Below are 24,899 nucleotides of genomic sequence, written 5' to 3'. Positions count from 1 at the left end.
ACCGGGCCCGTCACCGGCGCATCGTCACGGTGCGCCGCCGGTCACTCACCCGGCGTTTCCGCCGTCATCGCCTTCGCCGGCCGGCTTCTTCTTGCGGAGCAGGAAGACCGCACCGCCGCCGAGGACGACGAGGCCGATGGCGATGCCCGCGATGAGCGGCGTCGCACTGGACCCGCCCGTCTCGGCGAGGTCGCCCTCGATGCCGGTGGAGCTGGTGCCGGTCGAGGCGGGCACGGGCTGCTTGGCGCTCTGCGTCCCCACGCCGTCACCCGTCACGGTGCTGCCCGAGGTGGCGCAGTCCAGGACGCCCTTGAAGTTCTTGCGGAAGCCGCCGGGCCCGGTGATGGTGAAGTCGTACGCCTGGTCCTCGGCGACCGGGATGGTCACCGTCCTGGTGGCTCCCGCTTCGATGGTGTGCTGGAAGCCGGCGAGCTCGAAGGTGAACGGGGCGTCCCCCTTGTTGGCCGCGGTGATGTCCACGCCGCCCTTGGCGCAGTTCTTCTTCGCCGTGAGAGCGGGTACGGCGCCCGTCTCGGCCCAGGTGGCGGTCGCCGTCGCGGAGACCGTGGACTCGCTGGAGCCGGCCAGGATCTGCGTCTGGCTCCTGGTGACCCCGGCGAACGCCCGGCCGACGGGCACGGAGGTGGTCGCCTGGACGGTCAGCGAGGCGGAGCCGTCCGCGGCGTCCTCGGGGATGTCGAAGTACAGGCCGGTGCCGTCGACCGCCTCCGTTATGGGCTTGCCGTCCTTGTCGGTGACGGTGATCCCGCTGGCCGCGGCGTCGGCGGGCGGCGCGACGGAGACCTGGCCCGCGTCGGTGCGGACGGTGACCGGGCCGAGACGCCCACCGGCCCGTCCGGAGACCGCGGCCGGGTCGAGCGCGAGGGATGCCTTGGGCTCCGCCATGTTGACGGCCTCGTCCTCCAGCCAGTCGGCGAGCTTCTCTGCCTGCTTGTCGGCCGCCTCGACCTCGGCGTCGTCCGAGTAGCGCCAGATGGCGACCTGGGTGCCCGCGGCAGCGGTCCGCTCGGTGAGCGGCCCCGTGCCGGCCTTCTCGGCGAGCACCGCGAGGTCGTCGACCTGGGGGTAGGAGTGCTGCAGGATCCAGCGGATCTTCCCGGCGTTCTTGTTGGCGCCGAGCGAGGTCTGGATCCAGGGGGTCTCGAGGTACTTGGCCTGGTCCTGGGTGGGGTTGTGGATGTCGATGCAGTAGGTCTTGAGCCTGCCGCCGCCGTCGACGGTCATCTCGAACAGGCCTGCGGGAAGCTCCTGTGTCGTGCGCTCCTTGCCGCCTTCGCCGCCGGTGTGGAGCAGCGCACGGTCGAAGGTCTTCAGCCCGTCCAGAACGGCGGTCGCGCCCCCCTGGTGCTGACCTGTCTCCTCCGCTGCCGCCGTCGTCGCACCGGCGAGGGTGCCGGCCGCGACGAGACCGGAAGCCATCACCGCGGCGGCCAGCCGGGCGAGACCGCGTCCTCGGCCGGCTCTCCGGCTCCGGCCCGGCACCTGGTCGCGCTTCCGACCCCGGCTTCGGCTCCGTGCGGAGTGCTCCGTCGCCGCGGTGGACGGCGAAGCAGACGCTGCGGACGCAGAAAACACAGAAAACACAGAATTCCCCTCCGGGCGAGGCCTTCACGCATGGTGCGTGTGTGGGGATTGCCTCGCCAGCAGACTCAAGTGCCGCATGAGTACTGAGGAATCCTAAGGAGCGGGCGAGGGGCAGTCCCCCGTCATACCGTTGGATAACCATTCCGACTCGTAATCGTTATCGCCTTCTCCGGCGCGTCCTGCCTATTTCAGGACACCGACACCATCTCCGTGGCCTGTTTCTGACGAGGCGCCGATTCTTCCGGGGCCCAGCCTGCCGCGCCGCCGCTCGCCCCGCCCGTACTTGCCCCGCCCCTGCCTGCGGCACCCCTGCTCGCCGCAGCACTGCCGGCCTCGCTGCTGCCGGCCTCGCTGCTGCCGGCCTCCCTGCTGTCCGCCTCGCCTCTGTCCGAGCTCCCCGGTGGACGCGGCCGACGGGCCGTCAACGAGGGCTCACCCCTCACCACCCGCCGGAACGCCGCCGTCCCGCGGGTCAGGTCGTGTCCCACCGCCACGGCCTCGATGTCCACGGACGTCTTCCAGGCCCCATCCCGTTCCTCCTCACGCACCTTCAGACGACCGTGCACGACGAGGGGTTCTCCGACGGAAACGGAACCGGCCAGATTCGATGCCAGCGTCCGCCATGCCCACACCGTGTAGAAGCTGGTGTGCCCGTCCGCCCAGTGCTGCTTCTCGCGGTCCCATCGACGCGGAGTCGCCGCCATCCGGAATCGCGCCATTCCCCCGGTGGCCGTCTCCCGGAACTCCACTGCGGTCGCGGCATTTCCCACCAGCGTCACCAAGGTCTCGTTCATTTCGTCCCCCGTATCCGTCCTGCACCGGTCCGGTGGGATCCGGTGTGATCCCATGCTGGACGGAAATCGGGGATCCTGCCGGCGCCTGTGGACTACCGGCCGGTTGTGGAAAACTCCGTCACCGCCACGTACCGCTCGCGCACCTCGCGATAGCGCGCCAGTTCCGCCGCGACGGGGTCCAGGACCCTGGCCCGGCCGCATCCGGACGCGGCCTCGCGCAGACGCCTTTCGGCCTCCTGCCCGTACCGTCGCGCGGGGCCCCGTGCGGCAGCCGCGCAGGACCACTCCACGAGCGGTCCGCCGACGACCCCGGCCAGCATGAGCAGCGCGGGTGCGACCAGGCCCGGTTCGAGTACGCCGACGATCTGGCCGAGCAGCCACAGTCCACCGAAGATCTGAAGCAGCGTCATCGACGCCTGCGCGAGCACCGCTGCGGGCCACCACGCGGGTCGCGGAGGCCTGACGGGCCGGCCGCCGAGCGCCCCCGCGGCAGGAGCGACGGCCCTGCCCGAAGCCCCGGAACCGAGAGCGCCGGAGCCAAGAGGTCCTGAGCCGAGGGCCCCTGAGCCCGGAGCCCTCGCCCCGGCCGGCCCGCCGAGCGTCCCCCGCGCCCCCGGTGTTCCCTGCGCACCCGCACCCCTCGCGCCCGAGGCAGCCGCGCCGTGATCCGCGGCACCTTTGTGCCCGCCGCCCGCACGCCCCCGGCCGGCCGCTCCCGCCCCGGCCTGAGCGTTCCGTGCGAGCTCGTCCAGCGCCTCAGGCAGCCCCTTCGCCCCGCTCACCGCCGCCTCGCGCACGGCCTGGGCCCAGGGCGCGGGCAGCCCGACGACCGCGTCGTCCGCCAGCGTGCGTACGGCCTGCTCCACGCGCTGCCGGGCGGTGAGTTCCTCCTCCGGCGGCGCGAGCGCCTGCGCCATCAGGTCCAGGCCGCCGAGCTGCCGGGTGGATTCGTACCAGCGCCACAGCCGCAGCCACGGCGTCCCGCAGGCCCGTCCCGCGTTCCTGCGCCACTCGCGCTCCGCGGCCTGTCCCGCGGCTGCCGCACCGACGGCTTCCGCGAGCCGGTCGGCGAATTCCTCACGCGTGCGTTCACCGAGTCCGGGCCGCCCCTCGGCGACGTACACGGGCCTGAGCCGCGCCGCTGCCGCGGCCACGTCGGCGGAGAGCCGCGCCGCAGCCGCCGTACGGTCCTGGACGAACCGGCCGAGCAGCTCGCGCAGCTCCGCCACCCCGTCACCGGTGAGCGCGGACAGGGACATGACGGTGGCGCCCGGTTCGCCGTGCTCGCCCACCGCCATGCCGTCCTCGTCGAGCAGCCTGCGCAGGTCGTCCAGGACCAGGTCGGCGGCCTCTCCGGGGAGCCGGTCGATCTGGTTGAGAACGACGAAGGTGATCTCCGCGTGTCCGGCGAGCGGTCGCAGATAGCGTTCGTGGAGGGCCGCGTCGGCGTACTTCTCCGGGTCGACGACCCAGATCACCGCGTCGACCAGCGCGAGGACCCGGTCCACCTGGTCCCGGTGCCCGGTCGCGGCCGAGTCGTGGTCGGGCAGGTCCACCAGCACGAGCCCTTGCAGCGCCTCGTCGACGTCCGTGCCTCCCTGCACGGGCCTGCGCCGCAGCCGGCCGGGAATGGCCAGCCGGTCCAGCAGCCCGGCGGCTCCGTCGGTCCAGCTGCAGGCGATCGGCGCGGACGTGGTCGGCCTGCGCAGCCCGGTTTCGGAGATCTGTGAGCACGCGAGGGCGTTGAAGAGGGTCGACTTCCCGCTGCCGGTGGCCCCGGCGATGGCGACGACCGTGTGCCGGGAGGAGAGCCGCTGCCGGGCCGATGCCTCGTCCAGGACGCGCCCCGCCTCGGCGAGGGTGTCTCCGTCGAGCCTGGCGCGGGAGAGGCCGACGAGCTCGCGCAGCGCATCGAGTCGCGGGCGCAGAGGGCTGCCCGGCAGTCCGTACGCCTCGACCTGGGGCCGTACGTCGTCGTCCGGCGGACGCTCCCTCTCGACGCCCTCCTGCAGGGCGTCCGCGGCCCGTCGTGCGATGAGCCCGTCGTCCCAGCGCCGGCCCGCCGCCTCCTCCGCTCCTTCGGCGCGCCCGGCTCCACCGGCCTCGCCGTCGGCCGCCCCACCGGCCCCTCCGTGCTCGGGGCCCTGCCCCCGGTCCCGGCCCTGGTCAGTGACAGCGGTCATCGCTTCCACCTCTCCTTCTGCAGTACGGACAGCGCGGCAATCAGTTCGGCCTGCGGTTCCGGGGCCACCTCGAGCGCATCGAGCGGGGCGAGCCGCCGGTCGCGTTCGCCGTGCAGTACCTGGTCCAGATAGCTGGTGAGCAGCGCCCCGCCCTTGTCGCGCAGCCTCAGTGCGCCCTGGGCTCCGATCCGTTCGGCGAGCTGCTCCCCGGCACCCCGGGCGCGGCGCCCGCCGAGCAGGGCGGCCGCCAGCAGCGCCGCCACCGTCTCGGCGTCGGGTGCGGCATTGCGTTCCAGCAGCCGCGCCTCCTCCTCGGCCAGCTCCTCCAGGACCCGCCGCCACCGCCGTACGGCCATGGCGATACGGCCCTGGATGTCCTCGGCCGGTCCCCACCCACCGGCTTCCCGGCCCGCCTCCTCGAACCTGAAGTCCCCTGCCGCGGGCTCGCGCTGCCAGGTGGTGCGGATCTGCTCGTCGGCGGCCGCCACGGCGCACTGGAGCAGGGCCGCGAGGCTCTCCACGAGTGCGTCGAGCAGTTCCCCGGCGGTGCTGTACAGCGGATATCCGCGCCACCGGGTGCGGGCGTCACCGGCGAGCACGGCACCGTTCTGGAGCCGTCGGCGTACGCGCGAGGACTCCGTCCCGTACGCCTCCTCGACCACGCCGGTCAGCCGCACCGCCGCCGCGTACTGAGCGGCAACCGCCCCGGCCAGTTCGGGCATCCGCACGTTGAGCGACTCGATGACCCCGGACGCCGTACGCCCCACCGCCTGCTGACGGGCCGCCGGATCCTGTGCCCGGTGGGTGAGCCAGGAGCGCAGCGGCGCGACGGCGGTGGTGGGCAGCAGTCCGCTGCCGCCTTCCGCGGACTCGGGCAGCTCCGGGATGGTGAAGCGGGGCACCTCGCCCAGTCCGGCCCGGGTGAGCAGCGCCGCGAACTGCCGGGACACTTCGCCGATCACCTGGTGCGGTACCCGGTCCAGGACGGTGACCAGGCAGGCGTCGTACTCCTTGGCGGTACGCAGCAGATGCCACGGCACCGCGTCGGCGTACCGGGACGCGGTGGTCACCATGACCCATACGTCGGCGGCGCAGATGAGTTCGGCGGCCAGCACCCGGTTCCGTACGACGAGCGAATCGATGTCCGGGGCGTCCAGCAGCGCGAGTCCCCGGGGCAGGGTCGCCGCGGTCTCCACGCGCAGGACGGTGTCGTCCTCGCCCTCCGGGCCGAGGTGGTCGAGCCCGTCCGGATCCGGGGCCTGCCCCGGCGGCAGCCACACCCGGGTCAGCTGCGGCAGCACGCGTACCCCTGCGAACCAGTGGTGATCGTCCGGGTGGCAGACGAGTACGGGGGTGCGGGTGGTCGGCCGCAGCACACCGGCCTCACTGACCCGGCATCCCACGAGCGAGTTGACGAGCGTCGACTTGCCGGCGCCGGTGGATCCCCCGATGACCACGAGGAGCGGCGCATCGGGATCCTTGAGCCTGGGCACCAGATAGTCGTCGAGCTGGGCGAGCAGTTCGGTCCTCGTCTGCCGGGAGCGCGCGGCTCCCGGCAGCGGGAGTGGAAGACGCACGGCAGCGACACGGTCGCGCAGGGCGGAAAGTGCGTCGATGAGCTGGGGCCGTACGTCCATGGTTACCACATGTGAAGAATGCCCAATTTTGACGCCTTTTTGAAGCGTATAGGCACCCTCTGCGCGGCGGATCCACGTTGGGGGACAGAGGGGACGAGTGGGGCGCAGGCATAACGAGTGCACAACACCCGGGGCGTGAGGCGTCAAAAGCGGTGCATGAATCGCACCCACCTGCGATTATCGGTTCGCTTCACCGAACCTCCACATCGTGCCACGCAGGTGAAGCAACCGGGACGAGGCGATCTGAGCCCTATCCTTGTCCCGGCAAGGTCACGGATGGCTTGATTCAGCGCCCTCCGGACCATCGAGGCCGACACCGGCCCCCGTAGCTCAGTGGATAGAGCAGGCGCCTTCTAAGCGCTTGGCCGCAGGTTCGAGTCCTGCCGGGGGCACACATCCCGTACGACGTCAGGCCCTCCCTCGGGAGGGTCTTTTTTGCAGGTCACAGCACCGTAGCGAGGGCGGCGTAGCGACCGCGTAAGCGCCGGACCGCCCCCAGGTCACGGTGGGGAGGGTCCGGCGCTGTCCGGTTGTCGCCGGGTTCTTGTGGGAGGTCACGGTGAATACACGGTGACGCGTCCCACGCGGAGTCAGTCGAGGGGAAGGCCCTGCATCTGCCCGAGGGTGCGGGCTCCCGAGCCATGGAGCAGGGTGCCGTCACAGGAGGGCAGTTGGCCCTGCACCTTCTCCAGTTTCTCGGCATCCACGTAGCCGACGGGGATGTCTCCCTTGTCGGTGAAGACCTTGGTGTAGCTCCGGTCGTGATCCGTCCCCATGGACAGCAGGCGCTTGCTGTCGAGGAGCACGCCGTAGTACGGCCTGTCGGAGTTCAGCTTGTCCACGGCCGAACAGAGCACGGGTACCTCTTCGCCGCGCTGAGGGTGGCAGTCGGGCTTTGCCTGATTGCACAGCTCGGCATCACTGACCTTGATCACCTTGCAGCTGTCCTCGGACTCGCCCGTGCAGGAGACCGGCATGATGTTGAGGGGCGGGCTCACGCCGACGCTGTCGTACACGCTGGCCCAGTCCGCGCTGACGGCTGTCCGGTGCACTTCGGGACGGGCACACAGGTCGATGTCCGCCGTCCCCCCGAATTTGTCGTCCTGGACGGTCACCGCGTGCTTGTCGGGGCAGTCCTGTGACCCGCCCTCGTCGGCCGCGCCACCGCCGGCCGTACTGCCCGCGGCCGCCGGGCCCGGGGCGTCCGGGTCCTTGTCCGCCGTGGATCCGCAGGCGGTGAGTGACAGCGCCAGGACCACTCCGAGGATGTGGGAGACGAGGACGCGGTGTGACACGAAAGCACCTCTTGTTCGACCGGTGAATCATCCGAATGCCTGCAGCGCCCGCACGTGGCTGTTGCTGCGGCACGGCGACCGACGCTCGCAGGATCCGCTGCCGAGGGCGTCGGTGGATTCACGTACTTCGCTACGTACTGGCCGGCCGGTCGACCGCACACGCCCTGAATTACGTAGGCCCGTCAGGGAATCCACGGACGCGCGGCACCGCGATGGCTGGGAGGGTCGAGGTCGGTCGGTCCGGTGAGCCGTACACGTCACAGGCGGTATGCGTGACGGCTGCCTACGGGGAGGGCAGGCGGGTGGCGCGAACGGCAGGGACATGGGCACGCAGGGTGGGCCTGACCGGAGCGGTGGTCAGCCTCACCGTCGCCGGGTGGCTGATATGGCTGTTCCCGGGGCCCCACCTGGCGGCGGTCCTGGGCATCGGCCCTGTGGACGGCGTCATGAGGATCAGCAGGTGCTACGAGTCCACCGACGCGCAGGGCTATCAGGACGGCACCGACTGCACAGGCATGTACACGCCGCGCGCGGCGGGTGAGCCCCGGCGTGAGGTCACGCTGGACAAGGCTGCCGAGACGCACGAGCCCGGCAGCACCGTGGAGGTGCGGATGGTGAGGGGCCGGGCCCACGAACCGTCGGGCTACGCGCTGGGTACGTGGGTCACCGTCACCGGACTCATCCTCGGACCGTTCCTCGCCCTGTCGCTGTCGTTCCGCGCCTGCGCGCGGGACGCCACGTGGAGCCACAACGGTGACTACGTCCTGGTCTTCATCGCCGCCGAGATTGCCGCCCTCATTCTCGGAGTGCTGGTCGGCATCCTCGCCTGGATCGCCATCGCCCTGTTCGGCTGAGAAGGCGAGGGGTGCCCACGACCCCGCGTCCTCGGGGGAGGTTCTGGACGCGGCATGTGTACGACTCTCGAACGGCCCTCCGTTCAACGTGGTAGACAATGACGTGGAGTTCGGTAGGGAGATCACACACGTGGGAGCGTCGGAAGACGCTGCCACACCTCACGACCGCGGGAGCCCCCTCGTCGGCCGCACGGCCGAACTGGGTCTGCTCGACACGGTGATCGACCGGCTGGGCCATGGGGCACCGCCCTTCGTCGACATCACCGGCGCGGCAGGGATCGGCAAGAGCCGGCTGATGGCGGAACTCTGCCTGCGCGCACGGCGACGCGGGGTGACGGTGCTGCGCGGCCGGGCGGCCGAGTACGAACGGCACCTCCCTTTCCACCCGTTCGCCGACGCGTTCGCCGATCTGGACGACCGCCTGCCGCACGCGGCACCGGACCTGCTCGACGCGGTCTCCCCGGTCCTCGGCGGCCGTGGCGCCGGGCCGTCCCCCGGACCGGTGCCGGCCACCGCCGACCGCTTCGGCCTCCACCGTTCGGTGGCAGGGCTGTTGGCGCAGCTCGGGCGGGCCGGCGGCCTGGTGGTGGCGCTGGACGACGTGCACTGGGCGGACCCGGCGTCGCTGGAGCTCCTGGACCATCTCGTCCGGCATCCCGTACCCGGCCCGGTCGTCCTCGTCGTCGCCCGCCGCGACCGGCAGACTCCGACCGCACTCACCGCGGCGCTCACCCGCGGGGTCGACACCGATGCGGTTCTCCGGATCGCTCTGGCGCCGCTCGCCGAACAGGAATGCGTCGAAGAGCTCGCACCCGATCTGCCGCGCGGCCGGGCCGCGCAACTCTATGCCGCAGGCGAGGGCAACCCGCTCTACTTCCTCTCTCTCCTGCACGCGCACCGCGAGGGCGCCGCGCGGCGCCCTACGTCCTCCTCGGCCTCCGCCGAGAACGGTCTCGGCGAACTGCCCACCGGACTCGGAGCACTGCTGCTGAACGAGCTGGCCCCGCTGACCCCGTCGCAGCACCGGGCCCTGGAGGCGATCGCCGTGCTCGGCGATCACGCGGTGTCCCCGGTGATCCGCAGGGCGACCGGCCGTACCGATGCCGAGCTCGACGACGATCTGGACGCCTTGGCGCGACGTGACCTCGTGCGGCCGGGCCCGGGTGGGCGCATGGTGTTGCGCCACCCGGTGATCCGGACCCTGGTCCATGAGTCCACCGCCGCCCGGCGGCGCGTCGAGATCCATCGCGCCGCAGCCGCCGAGCTGGCCCGCACCCGCGCACCGGCCGTCGAGCAGGCCCGGCACGTCGAACGGTCGGTGACCTCGTGGGACCCGCAGGCGTACGCCGTACTGAGACAGGCAGCCGAGCAGACCGCGTCGACGGCCCCGACGAGCTGCGCCCACTGGCTCGGGGCCGCGCTCCGGCTGCTGCCCGACACGGTCGAACGCGCCGCCGAACGGCGCGATCTGATACTGCGTCGTGCCCGCGCACTGGGTGTTGCCGGCGGGCTGCGGGAGAGCCGCGACCTGCTGCACAAAGTGATCAGCACGGCCGGTCCCGACGAGGCGGGCGTCAGGACGTCGGCGGTCGTGCTGTGTGCCTTGACGGAGCGCCACCTCGGAAGGTATCCGGAGGCAATCGCGCTCCTGCGCCGCGAGTTGAGCAGCCGGCCGGAACTGTCGCCGTCCGACAGGGTGTCGATCGGCCTCGAACTGAGCTCGTCCGCACCGCACAACGCCTCCTATCCGCAGATGCGGGGCGAGGTCGCACGGACCCTCGCGGAAGCCCGCGCCCTCGGCAACGAACTCGGCGAGGCGGGGGCACTGGCGGTCGCCGCGTTCGGCGAGGCCTACGAGGGCGGTGTGGCCGCGGCGGGCTCGTACGCCGCGCAGGCGGCCGATTTGCTGGACGGTCTGCCCGACGACGACCTCACGGCGCTGTGCGAGCCGCTGGGCAGACTGGCCTGGGCGGAGGCATTCCTCGGCCGCTTCACCGATGCCGAGCGCCACGCGGACCGGGGCCTCGGGATCGCCCGGCGCAGCGGACAGGTCTACCTCCTGCCGCTCCTGCTGCTGTGCAAGGCACACGTACGGATCCAGACCTGCCGGCTCCCGTCGGCCTGTGAACTGGCGGACGAGGCCGAGGACATCGCCCGCGGTATCGGCAGCAGCGAACTGCTCGCCTTCGTCCTGGCCAACAAGGCCCAGGTACGCATCGCGGCGTCCGCACCCGGTGACCCGGAAGCACTGGCTGCCGCCGAGGAGGCCGTCGCGTCCATGGGGCCGAGCGACAACTGGCGGGCCTCCATGGCCTGGTGCATGCTCGGCTACGCGGCGCTCACCGGCGGTGATCCGCACCGTGCCCGGGACGCCCTCCTCCGGGCCGGGGGCGACGACCTGCGTGGCCTGCAGCCCTCGATGCGCCCCCTCCTGTCGGAGCTTCTCGTCACGGCGGCCCTCTTCACCGGGGACGTCGACTCCGCGTCCGCATGGTCCGAGCGGGCCCGCAAGGACGCGGAGCAGCTCGGCCTGCCCGTGCAGCGCGCCTCCGCGATGCGCAGTGCGGCACAACTCGCGCTGCACGGCGGCGACCCTGCCAGGGCGGCGAAGCTGCTCGCCGAGGCGGCGGCGGAATGCGCACGGTCCGGTGCCGTGTTCTGGGAGGCGCGGTCACTGCTGCTCGCGGCCCCGGCGATGACGGCTGCCGGGTTCGGAGCGCGCGGTGCGGCCATGTGGGAACAGGGCCGTCGGCTGGCCACCGGCGGGGGCGCGGGCCTGCTGGTCGGCCTGGCGGAGATGACGCGGCCGTCCGCGCCGTCCTCCCCCGCCCCGCCGTGGCTGGCCTCCTTGACGGCACGCGAACGGGAGGTCGCCGAACTGGTGGCCGAGGGCCTCACCAACCAGGCGATCGCGGCCAGGCTCTACCTCAGTCGGCGTACCGTCGAGACCCACATCTCCCGGGTGTTTCGCAAGACCGACGTCGCCACCCGGGCGGGGCTTGCCGCCCTCATGGCCCGTTCCTGACACCAGGAAGCGGAGGCGCCCACGTCGAGGCGCCCACGTTCAGGAGCTCGGCACCGGGGCCGGCCTGGCCAGCACTTGGTCCAGGACCTCGGTGAGGAACCGAGCCGGATCCGCCGGCGACACCGTGGCGCGCATCGCGACGATCCCGTCCGGACGGACGAGCAGCGCCCCTTCCTCGGGCAGCCACGGGACCGCGACGCGATGCGCGGGCAGTGCGGCGTCCGCCGCGGCGGTGAGCCAGCGCTCGCCCGCGTCGCCCACCAGCAGGGTCCACCGGGACGCCACCATGTCGAGCGTGGACACTCCGTCGATCCACGCGTGGGGCACCCGTGAACCCGGCGACCCGTCCAGCACCAGGTCCACTGTGGACGGGAGTTCCGGCCGCGGGTCGACGACGGCGGCCGAGTCGTACCTCTGGCCGAGGTGCACGACCGGCGCCGCCCACACCCCCGCCGCCGCCCTGGCGGCGTCTGCCTCGGGACCGCGCCCCCAGTGCAGCTCCGGGTCGGCGAGCCTGCGCATCGCCTGGTCCAGTGTCGCCGCGGCGACCGGTTCACGTTCCTGCGCGTAGGTGTCGAGCAGCCCGGCACCGGCCTCGCCGTGGTGGACGGCGGCCAGCTTCCACGCCAGGTTGTGCGCGTCGGCGACCCCGGTGTTGAGGCCGAACGCGCCCAGGGGCGACACGGTGTGCGCGGCGTCGCCCACGAGGAACACACTGCCGACGGCGAAGCTCTCGGCCGCCGCGCTCCGGGGCCGCCACGAGAGCACGCTGCGCACCTCGACGTCGAGGCCGGGATCGCCGACCGCCAGCCGGACGACCGCGGCGCAGCGCTCGTGCGTGAAGTCCTCGGGGCGTTCGCCGCCGTCGACGTCGCAGGGGACGTGGAAGACCCAGTTCGTCTCGCCGTCCACGGTGGCCAGCAGGCCGGGCGCCTCCGGCGTGGTGATCGTGCAGGTGGCGAAGGACATTCCCCGCAGGTGCGGTCGCAGGTCGGCGCGGAACAGGATGTTGATCATCGACTTGCCCAGGTCGCCCGGCCCGGAGGTGCCCACGCCGAGGGCGCTCCGCACGGTGCTGTGCGTGCCGTCGGCGGCGACCACGCGCGTGCACCGCAACGGGTAGCGGCCGTCCGGTCCCTCCAGTTCGACGTCGACCCCGTCGGCGTCCTGCGCGATGCCGACCAGTCGGGTCGACCAGCGCAGGTCCACTCCGCGGCGTGCCAGGTCGGCTGCCACGACGGCGTCGAGCCGGTCCTGGGCGCAGACACCTCGCAGCCTGAACGGTGTCACGTCCAGTTCGCCGGCGGACGGAGCCGGCATGGGCACGGTCACGACGTCACCCGCGCCCATCTCGACGACGGTCCGCGCCACCGCCTTGCCCGCGCCGCCCCGGAGGTCGACCGCGGCGGCGTCGACGGCGGTGTCGAGCCCGAGTTCGCGGAGGACCTCGACGGTACGCGGTCCGATGCCGGTGGCACGTGGGTGCACCGACGGCCCGGACCGGCGTTCGACGAGCACCGCGGGGACGCCGTGGTGGGTGAGCAGCGCCGCGGTGAGCAGGCCGACGCTGCCACCTCCGACCACGAGGACCGGCACTTCTGGATACACTGTCTCCGTCATGGATACACCGTAGCCAGAAGGTACGATGCGGGTCAACGAGGAAAGGACCGCCCCGATGACCGACCCCGTTCCCTCGTCGGTGTGGACCCGGCCGCGCCCCGAACCGCGGCGACGCGCGCCCGGGGTGGACCAGTACGTGGCCGCCGCGCTGGCCGTCGCGGACGCGGAGGGACTGGCGGCGGTGTCGATGCGTCGGGTCGCGGGTGATCTCGGTTCCGGGACCGCCACGCTCTACCGGTACATCACCAACCGCGACGAGCTGGTGGACCTGATGGTCGACGCGGCGCAGGGCGAGGATCCGCTGCCCGAGTCCACCGAGGACTGGCGTGCCGGTCTGGGGGCGGTCGCGCACGCGTCGCGTGCGACGCTGCTGCGGCATCCCTGGCTGGCGGGTGAACTGACGGGGAGGCCCGCGCTCGGCCCCAACTCGCTTCGGCGGTCCGAGTCCGCGCTGCGCGCCGCCGTCGCGCTCACGCCCGACATCACCCTGGCCTCGCAGGCGCTCGGCGCCGTGCACGCGTACGTACTGGGTTCGGTCGCCGCCCAGCAGGCCCTTCGACGCGCGGAACAGCGCACCGGGCTCAGCGAGGAGGAGTGGCAGCGCAACGTCGGGCCCTACATCAGCGAGGTCCTCGCGGCGGGGAAACACCCGATGCTCGCCCGCCGCGTCCACGAAGCCGAGGAACCCGACCCCGACGTCGAGTTCGCCTTCGGCCTGGACTGCGTGCTCGACGGGCTCGCGGCCCGGCTGGGTCGCTGAGCGGTCGGTACGGACCACGACGCCGGGCCGGGCAGGGCGGGCCCCTGCCGGAGAGTTGGCAGGGGCCCGCACTACGGAGAGCCGAGGAGAGCCGGGGCCTGTCCTCGACGAGCACCGTCCTGGCCGACACCGTTTACGGATTACCGGCTGCTGTCGGCCTGACGGACCGGCCTCACTTCAGGTGACGGGCGAAGAACCGGGCCGCATCGTCCCCCGCGAACTGCGGGACGCCGGTGTGCCCGCCCATGTTGGCTTGCAGCGTCTTCTCCTCGGAGCCGAAGGCGTCGAACAGGTCCAGGGCCGCCTGCCGGTCGTTCCCTTCGTCGTCCCACTGCAGCAGGACATGCAGCGGAATGGTGACCCGGCGGGCCTCCTCGAACATGGCGCGAGGCACAAAACTCCCGGCAAAGAAGCAGGCGGCGACGATGCGCGGCTCGACCACCGCAAGCCGGACGCCGATGGAGATCACTCCCCCCGAGTACCCGACCGGGCCGCCGATCTCCGGCAGCGACAGGAGGGCGTCCAGGGCGGCCTGCCATTCCGGGACCGACTTTTCGACGAGCGGGAGGACGAGGGCGTCGATGATCTCGTCGTTGACCGGCTCGCCGGCTTCCATGACCCGGCGCAGGTCGGCGCGGGCCTGCTCGGCGGCGGCCCAACGGGGCCGGTCGCCGCTCCCGGGGAGTTCGATGGTGGCGGCGGCGAAGCCATCCGCCACGGCCTGCCGGGCCCGTCCCGCCAGCCGGGGGTACATCCTGTGCAGTCCGAGCGGGGGATGGCCGAGAAGGATCAAGGGCGCCGGTGCGGAGGCGGATGCGGGCGCGGACGCGGGCGTCCACAGGATGCCGGGGATCTCACCGAGGGTGAATTCGCGTTCGAGGACGCCGTCGTCGAGGCGCTGTTCGGAAGTGAATTGCATGGTCGTGCCTTTCGGGAGTGCTCAGAACGGCGCTCCCGGACGACCTATCGCCCGACCGTGGCCCCGGAGGGGAGCACCCATGTCGATACTGCGTTCACGGGTACCACCTCCTCGTTCTCTCGCACGGCCTCCGGAAACGTAGCAAGGGTCGCCGTGGTCCGCCAAGCGGTTTCCTGCGCGGGCTCCGTGGCCGGATGCCACGGAGCCGGAACACTACGCAGAGCTGTCTGGCGCGGCGGGCTCGGTCGCCGGCATCGGCATCGACATCAGTGATGCACCGCATCTGCCGCTGCGCACCGATCCATCACGAGTGACGGGACAGCCCTCAGTCGAGCGGAGCGAGGCACAGGGTGAAGCTGTCTCGGCCTCCGTACTCGGCGTACTCGGAAAAGTTGGTGCGGTCGCAGCGGGCATCACTGCCCTCGTGCCGCTCCGCAACCTTGAACTCCGCCTCGGCCGAACCGCAGTCGACAACAGCGACTTCAGGAGCGCTTTCCGTTCCGCTGACGCGCACGCACTCACCGACCCTGGCGGTGTTCGCGCTGTCGTCCAGCTCCGCGGCGATCGCGAAGAACCCGACGATGAGGAACGGCGCGAGGACGCCAAACGCCTCGACACGTCGTATGACCGGCTTTCTGGGGTCGAGCGGAGGTCGCAGGCCGTCGGCGGGAGGCGTCATCCGGCCGAAGCGAAAGCGAGCGACGAGGTTGGAGATCAGGGTGACCGGGGCGATGACGAAGGAGGCGATGCCCCACCACCCCTGCCACAGCGTCTTGGTGCTCATCTCACGGTGCGTGGCGATGCCGCAGGTGCGACAGAAGTGACCCCGCACCTTGAGGAACCGCATGACGATGAGAAAGCCCTGATGGCCCCGGATCGTGGCTCTGAGCGCCGGCATCCCGCCGCAGAATTGGCAGGACTGCGAGTCGGCCCCTACAAGCCCCGGGAGCGGTACGGCTGCGGGTGCAGGTACGGGTGCGGGTGCGGGCTGAGTGGGCGGGACTGGATACGGATCAATGTTCTGCGGCGGTGTCGCCATGCTGTTTTCCCCCCCCGGGAAATGATCTCTGAATCTTGCGAGAGCCGAAGTGTAGAGCAGCGGACCGACACAACTGGCCCCAGGCCAGATCCCGTCCAGCAGTCCCCGGGTACGGGCTCGGCAGACCTTTCGCCCCACTGGTTCGAAGCGCCCGAGCGCTGGACCGGGGCGCTCTCCTGGACGGCGCCCCGCCGGCTCGCCTGAGCCATCGGTTCCGCCCCCGGACACCCGGATCAACGGGCCGCCGTCCAGGGCAGGTGACCGAGGCAGCGCCGCTCCGAAAATGGATTGCCGTTGACGGGCGGCATACGGCGATACTCCGGCATGAGCAGAATTGCGCAGGTCATCGTGTTGGCGACGTACGCGGACGAGGTCATGGAACCGCTGACCCGCCCTGACGAGTCACGTAGCTGGCGAGGTCACTTCCAGCCCCTCGACCTGTTCGTAGGCGGATGGGTCATTGAGTTCAACCGTGTGGGGCCGCGCACCGGGCTGTTGAAGCATCTCGAATCACTTCCGTGGCCCAACCCGGGCCATGTGCAGGTCCTGATCCACGACGAGGAGGACGACTGCTTCGGCCTGTGGATGATTCACGACGGCAGACTGGTCGAGGTGCCGCTTCCACGCACCCAGCGCTTCCATTCCCCGGCTCCGCCCTCCGACGAATACGCCCCGAGTCCGGGGTATTTGTGGCGGACCGACGCGGGCAGCACTGTGCCGGCGAAACTCTCGACCGAGCAGCAAGATCCGCGACCGGCCTGGTAGCAGCAGAGCCGGAGCCGCAGCACCCGCTGGTCGTCAGTAGCGGTGGCCGGGCCAGTGCGGATCCATCCAGCGGTCCTCGTCGGTGAGGCCGAGCAGCCGTATCCGGTGCTGCAGATCCTCCGATGCCCCCGACTCGCGGAGCCGCACCGCGGCGTGGCCGAGGAGCCATGCGACCAGTTCGGTGCGCATCTCCTCCTCGTCGTGCCCGTACCAGCCGCTCCACGGCAGGCTGTCTCCCAGCAGCTCGTACTCCCATACGGCCGCTGCCTCCACGAGGCGTCGGTCGCTGAGATGGCCGGTCTGCTCCTCCCACTCGGCAAGCCAGGGTCCGACCGTTCCGGACGCCTCGGCGCACATCACGAAGACCTCGTGCGCCGGGACGGCCGCATCCGGATCGGTGAGGCTGTGCACCCACCACGCGTGCAGGAACTCGCGTACGGGACCGGCGTGATCGTCGGGCCACTGCTGCCAGCCGCCGCGGGCGAAGGACTGCCCGGCCTCCTGCAGTCCGAACAGGGGGTCTGCCCGACCGGCGACCAGGACCTTCGCGAACTGCGGCAGGACTCGGCGCAGTACGGCCGCGGAATCGGTCCAGTCGGTGGCCTGCCAGGTACGGCGAAGGAGGTCCGGCTCCAGCTCCACGTCCGGCGTCTTCAGGAGCGAGAGCTCGTCCCGACTTCCCCAGTGGCACTCACAGTTGGCTTCATCGGGACGCGCGGTCATGCCGCGGAAGGTGACAGCCAGGTCGTCCAGGGCAGCGCCGAGTCGGCGGCGTGCGGGATGGTCGGCGAGATGCATGGTGTGCCCGGCCTTCGAGGACTCCGTACGGCTTCCGCCGACCGAAGATCGCCACTTTACCGGGTGAGCCGGGGTTGGCTCCGGCAGTCCTGGGGGGACTGTTCATGAAGCACGTCGTCGACGACCGCCCGCCGCGGAGCAGCCGGCAGACGGCGGGCTACGCGGCCGATGAGAGCCCGGGAATGCCCAGGCCGACAAGGAGGAGCCCGTACAGCTCTTCCGCGAAGGTGGCGGACCCGGTGAGCGCCTGTCGGACGACTTCCGCGTCGGGGGTCAGCCCGGCAGCCTCCGACCACGCGAGTGCGCCCGCTACGGCGTGCTCCGCCGGGAAATCCTCCAGCGGTATGTCGTAGCTCTCCGCCATACCGCGGTTGAGCAGCCCGTCCCAGGCTCCGCCGTCCGGCGTCATGGCCTCGACGAACCCCACATCGCTGTCCAGGAACGACACCATGACCGCCGGCGCCCCGGTCTTCTCCACGAGTCCTGGCAGGCTGCGCTGATCCGCGTCGGCGAATTCCACCGTCTGCCAGCCCTCCGCCAGAACGTCCGTGTCCTCGATGCCGACATAGCCCGTCGCCTTCAGCAAGTCGCGGAGCTCTGCCGGGGATCCGATCGCGAGTGAACCGCCGAAATTTCCCATGCCCCGCAGGTTAGCCAGCACCACCGACAACGCCCCGCTGCGTCCGACTGCCCTGTCCGCGGTCGCGTTCGGTTCGAGGTCCGCTGAGCGGACCGAGTGGCCCCCGGCCGCACCGTGCCCGCACGCGGGGAGGCTTGGGGAGGGCTTCAGGCGTGCACCAGCCGTTCCACCAGCGCGGGCACGTCCGCGAAGGAGTCGAGGACGTGGTCCGGGGTGCCGTCCGCTGCCGCGTGGGTCTCGGGCAGGTACTTGCCTGTCCTGACCAGCACGCCGGTGATTCCGCCGCGCTGGGCCGCCAGCACGTCCGACTCGATGTCGTCGCCCACCATCAGCGACTCGGACGGGTCGGCGCCGAGGTGGTCGAGGGCGGCTTCGAAGAACGCCCCGGCGGGCTTGCCGGTGATCTCCGCCTCCGTGCGGGCCGCCCGCTCCAGACCGTAGAGGAACGCCCCGGTGTCGAGGTCGAGCCCGCCGGCGGTGCGCCAGTACAGGTTCCGGTGCATGGCCACGAGCCGGGCGCCCTGCTGTACGTGGCGGAAGGCGCGGTTGAGTGCCTCGTACGTGAACGCGGCGCCGGCTCCGCCGAGGACGATGACGTCCGGTACGGCGCCCTCGCTGTCCTCCTCCTCGACGAGCGTCACGCCCGACAGGTCGTCCCGTACGTCGCCGGTGTTGATCAGCAGGCAGCGGGCCTCGGGGTGGTGCTCGCGCAGATACGCGGCGGTCACCGCCGGGGCGGTGAGGATGTCGTCGGCGCTGACGGGGAAGCCCGACCCGGCCAGCTGTTCGGCGATCCCGGCGCGTGTCCGTGAGGTGTTGTTGGTGACCAGTGCCAGAGGGATTTCCGCAGCCCTCAGCTGCTCCATGGCCTCCACGGCACCGGGCAACGGCTCCCAGGACACCGTGAGTACGCCGTCGATGTCGATCAGGACCGCTCCGATTCGTTCCATACCGTCGACCGTCCCCGACTTGCCGAACAGGTGCAAATGGGATTGTTTCGAAGGTGGGGGTGTGTGTTCGTTCCGGTCTCCCCTCCTTGGAGGCGAACCACTGTGCAGTTCACCGACCGCACGGACGCCGGGCGGCGGCTCGCCCAGGCGCTCGGACACCTGGAGACGCGTCGGCCCGTCGTCCTGGGACTGCCCCGGGGCGGGGTCCCGGTGGCATTCGAAGTGGCGCAGTTCCTCGGTGCCCCGCTCGATGTGATCGTGGTCCGCAAGCTGGGGGTCCCGTACCACCCGGAGCTGGGCTTCGGTGCCATCGGCGAGGGCGGGGTCAGGGTCATCAGCGACGAGATCGTCCGGCACGCCGGGGTCCGCGAGAAGGACCTGGTGTCGGTCGAGCGCGCCGAGGAGGCGGAGCTCGTACGGCGGGCGCGGACGTACCGGGACGGCCGGCCGCGCCTCCCGCTGGAGGGCCGGGCGGTGATCGTCGTGGACGACGGGGTCGCCACCGGCGCGACCGCGCGGGCCGCGTGCCAGGTGGTGCGGGCACAGGGAGCCGCCTATGTCGTGCTCGCCGTTCCGGTGGCATCTCCTGATGTGGCCGACCGGCTGCGCTCCGAGGTGGACGAGGTCGTGTGCCTGTCCACGCCTCAGCTCTTCTCCGCTGTCGGTGAGTGGTACCGGGACTTCTCCCAGACCTCCGACGAGGAGGTCGTCTCCCTGCTGGCGCGAACCCCCGAGGGCCGCGGTTCCTCCGAACAGGTCGAGGTGGACGCGGGCGGCATCGGGCTCGCCGGGGATCTCGTACTCCCGGACGGCACCGCGGCGGTTGTGGTGTTCGCCCACGGCTCCGGCAGCAGCCGTCACAGTCCACGCAACCGCTCCGTGGCCACGGCCCTGAACCGGGCCGGCCTCGGCACCCTGCTCTTCGACCTCCTGACGCCGGGGGAGGAAACGTACCGGGCCAACGTCTTCGACATCGGGCTGCTGGCCGGGAGGCTGGCGGGTGCCACCGAGTGGCTGCGGCGCCGGGTGTCCGTACCGGTCGGGTCCTTCGGGGCGAGCACCGGGGCGGCGGCGGCGCTGCGGGCCGCCGCCGCGGCCGACTCCGGCATCGGCGCCGTGGTCTCCCGCGGCGGGCGCCCCGACCTCGCGGGGGCGGACCTGTCCGGGGTGCGGGCGCCGACGCTGCTCATCGTGGGCGGCAACGACACCACGGTGATCGATCTGAACCGGCAGGCGCAGGCGGCACTGTCCTGCGAGAACCGGCTGGAGATCGTCCCGGGCGCCACCCACCTCTTCGAGGAACCGGGCGCGCTGGGCCTGGTGGCGGATCTGGCCCAGGACTGGTTCACCACGCACCTGGTGCCCCAGGCCGGTTAGTACGAGCCCGCCGCCCTATCCTGTCCCCCGGACACGCACGGCGGCGGGAGGGGCAGTCCATGCAGGTCAGGACCGTGAACGGCGCGGGTGTCCCGGCGTACGCCGACGGGATACGGCGCGTGTACGCGGACGTGTTCTCGGCGCCCCCGTGGAACGAGGACCCCGCGGCGGCCGCGTCGTACGCCGAGCGCCTCGCCAGCGATGCGGAGCGACCGGGATTCACCGCCGCGCTCGCCCTGGACGCCGGCACCGTGACCGGCTTCGCCACCGCCTGGACCACGCCCGATCCCTTCCCGGGCGACCGCAGCTACGGGCACGTCGCCGAAGCCCTCGGGCCCGACCGGGTCGCGGAGTGGCTGTGCGGGGCAGTCGAGGTGGACGAACTGGCCGTCGGCCCCGCGGCGCGCGGCGCCGGGCTGGGCGCGGCGCTGCTGGCAGCAGTCACCGAGGCGGCCCCCGACGGACGGTGCTGGCTGCTCACCTCGGTCCGGGCCGAGGACACGCTGCGCTTCTACCGACGCGCCGGCTGGCATCAGATCCCCGCACCCGTTCCGGGCAGGGCGGGACTTGTCGTGCTGCTGGGGCCGCAGCATCCGGCCGGCATCCGCACCACCGGCTGAGGCGTACGGGTACCGCTTCCGGGGCACGGATCGGGGCACTGCAGCCGCACCGGAGCGATGCGGCTCCGGTGCGGCCGACAACGATGCCATCCCCCTGCCGCCACTCGCCGCGGCAGGGACTCGGGCCACCTGGTGCGCACGTGTAAGAGGAGCGATGCACGACCGTTATATGAATCGATTCAGAGACGGGCAACATAGTTGCTGACCTCGGAGACTGTCAAGGGTTCTCCCCATTCACCCCATTCGGTCCGCACATCCCCTCTCCGGCATGAACTTCTCGCCATCAACCCATTGACTGCGCCCGCAATCCCCGTTTAGCTTCCGAGCAACCTCATTGAAACCTTTCACGGCGAGTGGAGCGACGCAGTCCCACCGCTGAGGAGCTCCCATGAACCAGTCCGCCCCTGACCCGGCCCCGGTCCTGGCCCTGAAGGGCGTGAGCAAGTCCTTCGGTGCCGTACGGGCCCTGCAGGACGTTTCCCTGCAGTTGTTCCCCGGCGAGGCACACGCACTCGCCGGGGAGAACGGCGCAGGCAAGTCGACCCTGATCAAGGCCCTCGCCGGGGTCCACCGCCCGGACAGCGGCGAGGTGCAGCTCGACGGGCGGCCCGTCGTCTTCCACGGCCCCGCCGACGCCCGGGACGCCGGCATCGCGGTCATCTACCAGGAGCCGACGCTCTTCCCCGACCTGTCGATCGCCGAGAACATCTTCATGGGCCGCCAGCCGCGGCGGACGCTGGGCCGCATCGACCGCAGGGCCGTGCACGCCACCACCGCCGGGCTGATGCGCCGGCTCGGTGTCGATCTGGCCCCCGATCGGCCGGCCCGGGGGCTGTCGATCGCCGACCAGCAGATCGTCGAGATCGCCAAGGCGCTCTCCTTCGACGCCCGCGTCCTGATCATGGACGAGCCGACCGCCGCCCTGACCGGCAGCGAGACGGCCCGGCTCTTCTCCGTCGTGCAGACGCTGCGCGCCGAGGGCGCGGCGGTGCTGTTCATCTCGCACCGGCTCGACGAGATATTCGAGCTGTGCCAGCGCGTCACGACGCTGCGCGACGGCAGGTGGATCTCCTCGGAGCCGCTGGAGGGGCTGACCGAGGACGACCTGGTGCGCAGGATGGTCGGCCGTGACCTCGACGACCTCTACCCCAAGCAGGACGCGGAGGTCGGCGAGGTCGCCCTGTCGGTGCACCGGCTGACCCGCGAGGGCGTCTTCCGTGATGTGTCCTTCGACGTCCGCCGCGGCGAGATCGTCGCGCTCGCCGGGCTCGTCGGCGCCGGGCGCACCGAGGTCGCGCAGGCGGTGTTCGGCGTGGACCGTGCCGACGCGGGCGAGGTGAAGGTGGGCGGCACGGTGCTGCGGCCCGGTTCACCGACCGCCGCGATGGCCGCCGGGATCGCGCTCGTACCCGAGGACCGGCGGCAGCGCGGGCTGGTCATGGATATGTCGATCGAGCGCAACATCGGCCTCACCGGCCTGGACGAGGTCCGTAAGCGAGGGCTCGTCAGCCGGGCCCTGGAGCACGACCGGGCAGCCGACTGGGCGGTGCGCCTCCAGCTCAAGTACAACCGGCTGGCCGACACCGTGGGTGTGCTGTCCGGCGGCAACCAGCAGAAGGTCGTGCTGGCCAAGTGGCTGGCGACCGGCCCGGCCGTGCTGATCGTCGACGAACCGACCCGCGGAATCGATGTCGGCACCAAGGCCGAGGTGCACCGCCTGCTGTCCTCGCTCGCGGCGGACGGCCTCGCCGTACTGATGATCTCCTCCGACCTGCCGGAGGTGATCGGCATGGCCGACCGGGTGCTCGTGATGCACGAGGGCCGGCTCGTCGCCGAGATCCCGCGCGAGAGCGCCACCGAGGAGTCGGTCATGGCGGCGGCCACCGGACGCAACGAGAGGGCAGCGGCATGACCACCACCATCGAGAGTCCTCCGGACACGGCGAAGGCCCCGGAACGGAGCGCCGCCTCCCTCGTGGACACCGTCTTCCGGGCCCGCGAGATCTCCATCGCCGGGGCGCTGGTCCTGCTGATCCTCGGCACCTATCTGGCCAACCCGCGCTTCCTGTCCGACCAGGGCATCAAGGACCTGCTGCTCAACGCCTCGATCCTGGTGCTGCTCGCGGTCGGCCAGTCCGCAGTGGTGATCACCCGCAACATCGACCTGTCGGTCGGCTCCGTCGTGGGCCTCTCCGCCTTCGCCTGCGGCAAGTTCGTCGCGGGAAGCGACCACGGCGTGCTGACCGTGATGCTGCTCGGCATCGCCATCGGTGTGGTCTGCGGACTGGTCTCCGGGGCCCTCGTCAGCTTCGGCAAGGTCCCCGCGCTCGTCGTGACCCTGGGGATGCTCTACATCATCCAGGGCGTCGACTACTGGTGGGCGCAGGGCGAGCAGATCAGTGCCTCCGATGTGCCGGACGCCGTTCTGGGGCTGGGCAGCGGAAGCTTCCTGGGGGTGCCGTACCTGCCGCTGATCGCCCTCGTACTGCTCGCCGCGACCGCGTACTTCATGCGCAGCTACCGCTCGGGGCGTGAGCTGTACGCGATCGGTTCGAGCCCCGAGGCCGCCCGCCTCGCCGGTATCCCGATCCGCCGCCGGGTGCTCGCCGCGTACGCGTTCTCCGGTGCCGTCGCCGGCTTCGCGGGTGCCCTGTGGCTGGCCCGCTTCGGCACCGTCGTCGCGGACAACGCTCACGGCTGGGAACTGACCGTCGTCAGCGCCGTCGTCGTCGGCGGTGTCGCCATCACCGGCGGTACCGGCAGCGTCTGGGGCGCCGCGCTCGGCGCCCTGCTGCTCACCACCATCGGCAGCGTCCTGGTCGTGCTGAAGGTGGACTCCTTCTGGCAGGGCGCCATCACCGGTGCGCTCCTCCTGCTGGCCATCAGCGTCGACCGGATCGTGAACCTGCGGATGACCGCCGCACTGAGGAAGAGGAGCGCCCGTTCATGACCACGGCGCCTGAAAAGCAGGCCACACAGGGCTCACAGGGCTCGAAGAGGACGCCCCGGCCCCCGGCCGGCTCCCTGCGGAGCCTCGCACTGCGCTGGGACACCGCCGTCGGCGTCCTGCTGGTGGCCGTCCTCGTCGTCGGCCTCGGCAGCACGGAGGGTTTCGGCTCGACGGAGAACCTGGCGTTCGCCTTCAACGACATCGCCGAAGTCGCCATCATCGCGCTCCCGATGACCCTCCTGGTCGTCGCCGGGCAGGTCGACCTGTCGGTCGCCTCCATGCTGGGCCTGGGCAGCGCGCTGACCGGTGCGCTGTGGGAGGCGGGCTGGGCCTTCGAGATGATCGTGCCGGTGGTGCTCCTGGTGGGCGTCGCCGGAGGCCTCCTCAACGGCTGGCTGGTCACCCGGGTGGGGCTGCCGTCCCTGGCCGTCACCATCGGCACCCTCGCGCTCTACCGCGGCCTCGCCTCCGTGGCCCTCGGCAGTGACGCGGTGACCGACTTCCCGCAGACGTACGCGGACTGGGCCGTCGACACCACGACCGTGCCCGGCACCTTCCTCACCTACCCGGTCCTGCTCTTCCTCGTGCTGGCCGCTGTGACCGCGGTGGTGCTGCACGCCACCGGCCTGGGCCGCTCGCTCTTCGCGATCGGAGCCCAGGAGGAGGCCGCGTACTTCGCCGGCATCCGGGTCAAGCGGATCAAGCTGCTTCTCTTCGTCGTGACCGGGCTGTTCTCCGCCTTCGCGGGTGTCGTCTTCACCCTCCGTTACGGAAGTGCCCGCGCGGACAACGGACTCGGCTTCGAGATGCTCGTCATCGCGTCCGTGCTGCTCGGCGGCATCGACTTCGACGGCGGGAAGGGCACGCTCTTCGGCGCGGTCGCCGGTGTCCTGCTGATCGGTGTCCTGAAGAACCTGCTCACCCTCAACGACATCGCCAACGAGGTGCAGGTCATCGTGACCGGCCTGCTGCTCGTGGCGTCCGTCCTCACCCCACGGGTCATCGCCACCGTCGTCGAACGACGGCCCAGGCGGGCCGCGAACACCCCCGCGTCCCGGTCGTCGTAACC

General features: G+C 71.5%; 20 protein-coding genes and 1 tRNA gene. 10 read left to right on the top strand and 11 right to left on the bottom strand.

What is annotated here, in order from left to right; genetic code table 11:
* Window positions 1-45: 45 nt before the first annotated feature.
* The 4 genes from OG257_RS25210 to OG257_RS25195 form a co-directional block, all read right to left on the bottom strand.
* A complete protein-coding gene (locus tag OG257_RS25210; protein WP_329210989.1) occupies window positions 46-1,440 on the bottom strand; it encodes a Cys-Gln thioester bond-forming surface protein in 1,395 nt (464 codons plus the stop codon).
* 353 nt (window positions 1,441-1,793) lie between these two features.
* Window positions 1,794-2,399, bottom strand: a complete 606-nt coding sequence (locus OG257_RS25205; RefSeq protein WP_329210987.1) for a single-stranded DNA-binding protein — start codon at window positions 2,397-2,399, stop codon at window positions 1,794-1,796.
* 92 nt (window positions 2,400-2,491) lie between these two features.
* Entirely contained in the window at window positions 2,492-4,582 is a 2,091-nt protein-coding gene (locus OG257_RS25200; protein ID WP_329210985.1) for a GTP-binding protein, read from the bottom strand.
* A complete protein-coding gene (locus tag OG257_RS25195; protein ID WP_329210983.1) occupies window positions 4,579-6,219 on the bottom strand; it encodes a dynamin family protein in 1,641 nt (546 codons plus the stop codon). The genes OG257_RS25200 and OG257_RS25195 overlap by 4 nt, the downstream gene beginning before the upstream one ends.
* Window positions 6,220-6,538: 319 nt before the next feature.
* Here OG257_RS25195 and OG257_RS25190 point away from each other — a divergent pair.
* Window positions 6,539-6,611 (top strand) — tRNA-Arg (locus OG257_RS25190).
* Window positions 6,612-6,809: 198 nt separating this feature from the next.
* On the opposite strand, the gene OG257_RS25185 is transcribed toward OG257_RS25190, so the two are convergent.
* Window positions 6,810-7,514 carry a hypothetical protein gene (locus tag OG257_RS25185; protein WP_329210981.1) on the bottom strand — a complete coding sequence of 235 codons (705 nt, stop codon included), beginning with the start codon at window positions 7,512-7,514 and terminating at the stop codon, window positions 6,810-6,812.
* Window positions 7,515-7,786: 272 nt separating this feature from the next.
* On the opposite strand from OG257_RS25185, the gene OG257_RS25180 reads away from it, so the two are divergent.
* Together OG257_RS25180 and OG257_RS25175 are read left to right on the top strand one after the other, a co-directional pair.
* Window positions 7,787-8,368 (top strand): hypothetical protein, encoded by a 582-nt coding sequence (locus OG257_RS25180; RefSeq protein ID WP_329210979.1) that lies wholly within the window; start codon window positions 7,787-7,789, stop codon window positions 8,366-8,368.
* Window positions 8,369-8,498: 130 nt separating this feature from the next.
* Window positions 8,499-11,393 carry an ATP-binding protein gene (locus OG257_RS25175; protein WP_329210977.1) on the top strand — a complete coding sequence of 965 codons (2,895 nt, stop codon included), beginning with the start codon at window positions 8,499-8,501 and terminating at the stop codon, window positions 11,391-11,393.
* 39 nt (window positions 11,394-11,432) lie between these two features.
* On the opposite strand, the gene OG257_RS25170 is transcribed toward OG257_RS25175, so the two are convergent.
* On the bottom strand, window positions 11,433-13,013 hold the full coding sequence (locus OG257_RS25170) for an FAD-dependent monooxygenase (protein ID WP_329210975.1): 1,581 nt from the start codon (window positions 13,011-13,013) through the stop codon (window positions 11,433-11,435).
* 55 nt (window positions 13,014-13,068) lie between these two features.
* Between OG257_RS25170 and OG257_RS25165 the strand changes: the two genes are divergently transcribed.
* Window positions 13,069-13,773, top strand: coding sequence for a TetR/AcrR family transcriptional regulator C-terminal domain-containing protein (locus OG257_RS25165; RefSeq protein ID WP_329210974.1), 705 nt, complete (start codon window positions 13,069-13,071; stop codon window positions 13,771-13,773).
* A 172-nt stretch (window positions 13,774-13,945) separates the two neighbouring features.
* Here OG257_RS25165 and OG257_RS25160 read toward each other — a convergent pair whose 3' ends face one another.
* Complete coding sequence (locus tag OG257_RS25160) at window positions 13,946-14,692, bottom strand: alpha/beta hydrolase (RefSeq protein WP_329210972.1); 747 nt, start codon at window positions 14,690-14,692, stop codon at window positions 13,946-13,948.
* A 325-nt stretch (window positions 14,693-15,017) separates the two neighbouring features.
* Window positions 15,018-15,590, bottom strand: a complete 573-nt coding sequence (locus OG257_RS25155; protein WP_329210970.1) for an LppU/SCO3897 family protein — start codon at window positions 15,588-15,590, stop codon at window positions 15,018-15,020.
* A gap of 465 nt (window positions 15,591-16,055) precedes the next feature.
* On the opposite strand from OG257_RS25155, the gene OG257_RS25150 reads away from it, so the two are divergent.
* Complete coding sequence (locus tag OG257_RS25150) at window positions 16,056-16,496, top strand: hypothetical protein (RefSeq protein WP_329210968.1); 441 nt, start codon at window positions 16,056-16,058, stop codon at window positions 16,494-16,496.
* 33 nt (window positions 16,497-16,529) lie between these two features.
* On the opposite strand, the gene OG257_RS25145 is transcribed toward OG257_RS25150, so the two are convergent.
* The 3 genes from OG257_RS25145 to OG257_RS25135 all read right to left on the bottom strand — a co-directional run bounded on the left by OG257_RS25145 (window position 16,530) and on the right by OG257_RS25135 (window position 18,884).
* A complete protein-coding gene (locus OG257_RS25145; protein WP_329210966.1) occupies window positions 16,530-17,294 on the bottom strand; it encodes a hypothetical protein in 765 nt (254 codons plus the stop codon).
* A gap of 157 nt (window positions 17,295-17,451) precedes the next feature.
* Window positions 17,452-17,934: a hypothetical protein gene (locus tag OG257_RS25140; RefSeq protein ID WP_329210965.1), complete on the bottom strand. Its 483-nt coding sequence runs from the start codon at window positions 17,932-17,934 to the stop codon at window positions 17,452-17,454.
* 146 nt (window positions 17,935-18,080) lie between these two features.
* Entirely contained in the window at window positions 18,081-18,884 is an 804-nt protein-coding gene (locus tag OG257_RS25135) for an HAD-IIA family hydrolase (RefSeq protein ID WP_329210964.1), read from the bottom strand.
* 102 nt (window positions 18,885-18,986) lie between these two features.
* Here OG257_RS25135 and OG257_RS25130 point away from each other — a divergent pair, with 102 nt between their 5' ends.
* From OG257_RS25130 to OG257_RS25110, 5 genes are all read left to right on the top strand, one after another.
* A complete protein-coding gene (locus OG257_RS25130; RefSeq protein ID WP_329210962.1) occupies window positions 18,987-20,261 on the top strand; it encodes a phosphoribosyltransferase family protein in 1,275 nt (424 codons plus the stop codon).
* 59 nt (window positions 20,262-20,320) lie between these two features.
* On the top strand, window positions 20,321-20,881 hold the full coding sequence (locus OG257_RS25125; RefSeq protein ID WP_329210961.1) for a GNAT family N-acetyltransferase: 561 nt from the start codon (window positions 20,321-20,323) through the stop codon (window positions 20,879-20,881).
* A gap of 388 nt (window positions 20,882-21,269) precedes the next feature.
* Window positions 21,270-22,793 (top strand): sugar ABC transporter ATP-binding protein, encoded by a 1,524-nt coding sequence (locus OG257_RS25120; protein WP_329210960.1) that lies wholly within the window; start codon window positions 21,270-21,272, stop codon window positions 22,791-22,793.
* Window positions 22,790-23,830 (top strand): ABC transporter permease, encoded by a 1,041-nt coding sequence (locus OG257_RS25115; protein WP_329210958.1) that lies wholly within the window; start codon window positions 22,790-22,792, stop codon window positions 23,828-23,830. Before OG257_RS25120 ends, OG257_RS25115 begins: the two co-directional genes overlap by 4 nt.
* Entirely contained in the window at window positions 23,827-24,897 is a 1,071-nt protein-coding gene (locus tag OG257_RS25110) for an ABC transporter permease (protein ID WP_443054479.1), read from the top strand. Before OG257_RS25115 ends, OG257_RS25110 begins: the two co-directional genes overlap by 4 nt.
* Window positions 24,898-24,899: the final 2 nt, after the last annotated feature.

Source organism: Streptomyces sp. NBC_00683, assembly GCF_036226745.1.
GTDB lineage: Bacteria > Actinomycetota > Actinomycetes > Streptomycetales > Streptomycetaceae > Streptomyces.
The sequence above is the reverse complement of the archived record's forward strand: the minus strand, read 5'-3'. Positions and strand labels throughout refer to the sequence as shown.

Bases quoted from the DNA above. Each gene is read 5' to 3' on its own strand.
- OG257_RS25115 (WP_329210958.1), top strand. From the start codon at position 22,790: ATGACCACCACCATCGAGAGTCCTCCGGACACGGCGAAGGCCCCGGAA.
- OG257_RS25200 (WP_329210985.1), bottom strand. From the start codon at position 4,582: ATGACCGCTGTCACTGACCAGGGCCGGGACCGGGGGCAGGGCCCCGAG.
- OG257_RS25145 (WP_329210966.1), bottom strand. From the start codon at position 17,294: ATGCATCTCGCCGACCATCCCGCACGCCGCCGACTCGGCGCTGCCCTG.
- OG257_RS25205 (WP_329210987.1), bottom strand. From the start codon at position 2,399: ATGAACGAGACCTTGGTGACGCTGGTGGGAAATGCCGCGACCGCAGTG.
- OG257_RS25170 (WP_329210975.1), bottom strand. From the start codon at position 13,013: ATGACGGAGACAGTGTATCCAGAAGTGCCGGTCCTCGTGGTCGGAGGT.
- OG257_RS25110 (WP_443054479.1), top strand. From the start codon at position 23,827: ATGACCACGGCGCCTGAAAAGCAGGCCACACAGGGCTCACAGGGCTCG.
- OG257_RS25155 (WP_329210970.1), bottom strand. From the start codon at position 15,590: ATGCCGGCGCTCAGAGCCACGATCCGGGGCCATCAGGGCTTTCTCATC.
- OG257_RS25195 (WP_329210983.1), bottom strand. From the start codon at position 6,219: ATGGACGTACGGCCCCAGCTCATCGACGCACTTTCCGCCCTGCGCGAC.
- OG257_RS25165 (WP_329210974.1), top strand. From the start codon at position 13,069: ATGACCGACCCCGTTCCCTCGTCGGTGTGGACCCGGCCGCGCCCCGAA.
- OG257_RS25160 (WP_329210972.1), bottom strand. From the start codon at position 14,692: ATGCAATTCACTTCCGAACAGCGCCTCGACGACGGCGTCCTCGAACGC.
- OG257_RS25135 (WP_329210964.1), bottom strand. From the start codon at position 18,884: ATGGAACGAATCGGAGCGGTCCTGATCGACATCGACGGCGTACTCACG.
- OG257_RS25125 (WP_329210961.1), top strand. From the start codon at position 20,321: ATGCAGGTCAGGACCGTGAACGGCGCGGGTGTCCCGGCGTACGCCGAC.
- OG257_RS25150 (WP_329210968.1), top strand. From the start codon at position 16,056: ATGAGCAGAATTGCGCAGGTCATCGTGTTGGCGACGTACGCGGACGAG.
- OG257_RS25140 (WP_329210965.1), bottom strand. From the start codon at position 17,934: ATGGGAAATTTCGGCGGTTCACTCGCGATCGGATCCCCGGCAGAGCTC.
- OG257_RS25210 (WP_329210989.1), bottom strand. From the start codon at position 1,440: ATGGCTTCCGGTCTCGTCGCGGCCGGCACCCTCGCCGGTGCGACGACG.
- OG257_RS25120 (WP_329210960.1), top strand. From the start codon at position 21,270: ATGAACCAGTCCGCCCCTGACCCGGCCCCGGTCCTGGCCCTGAAGGGC.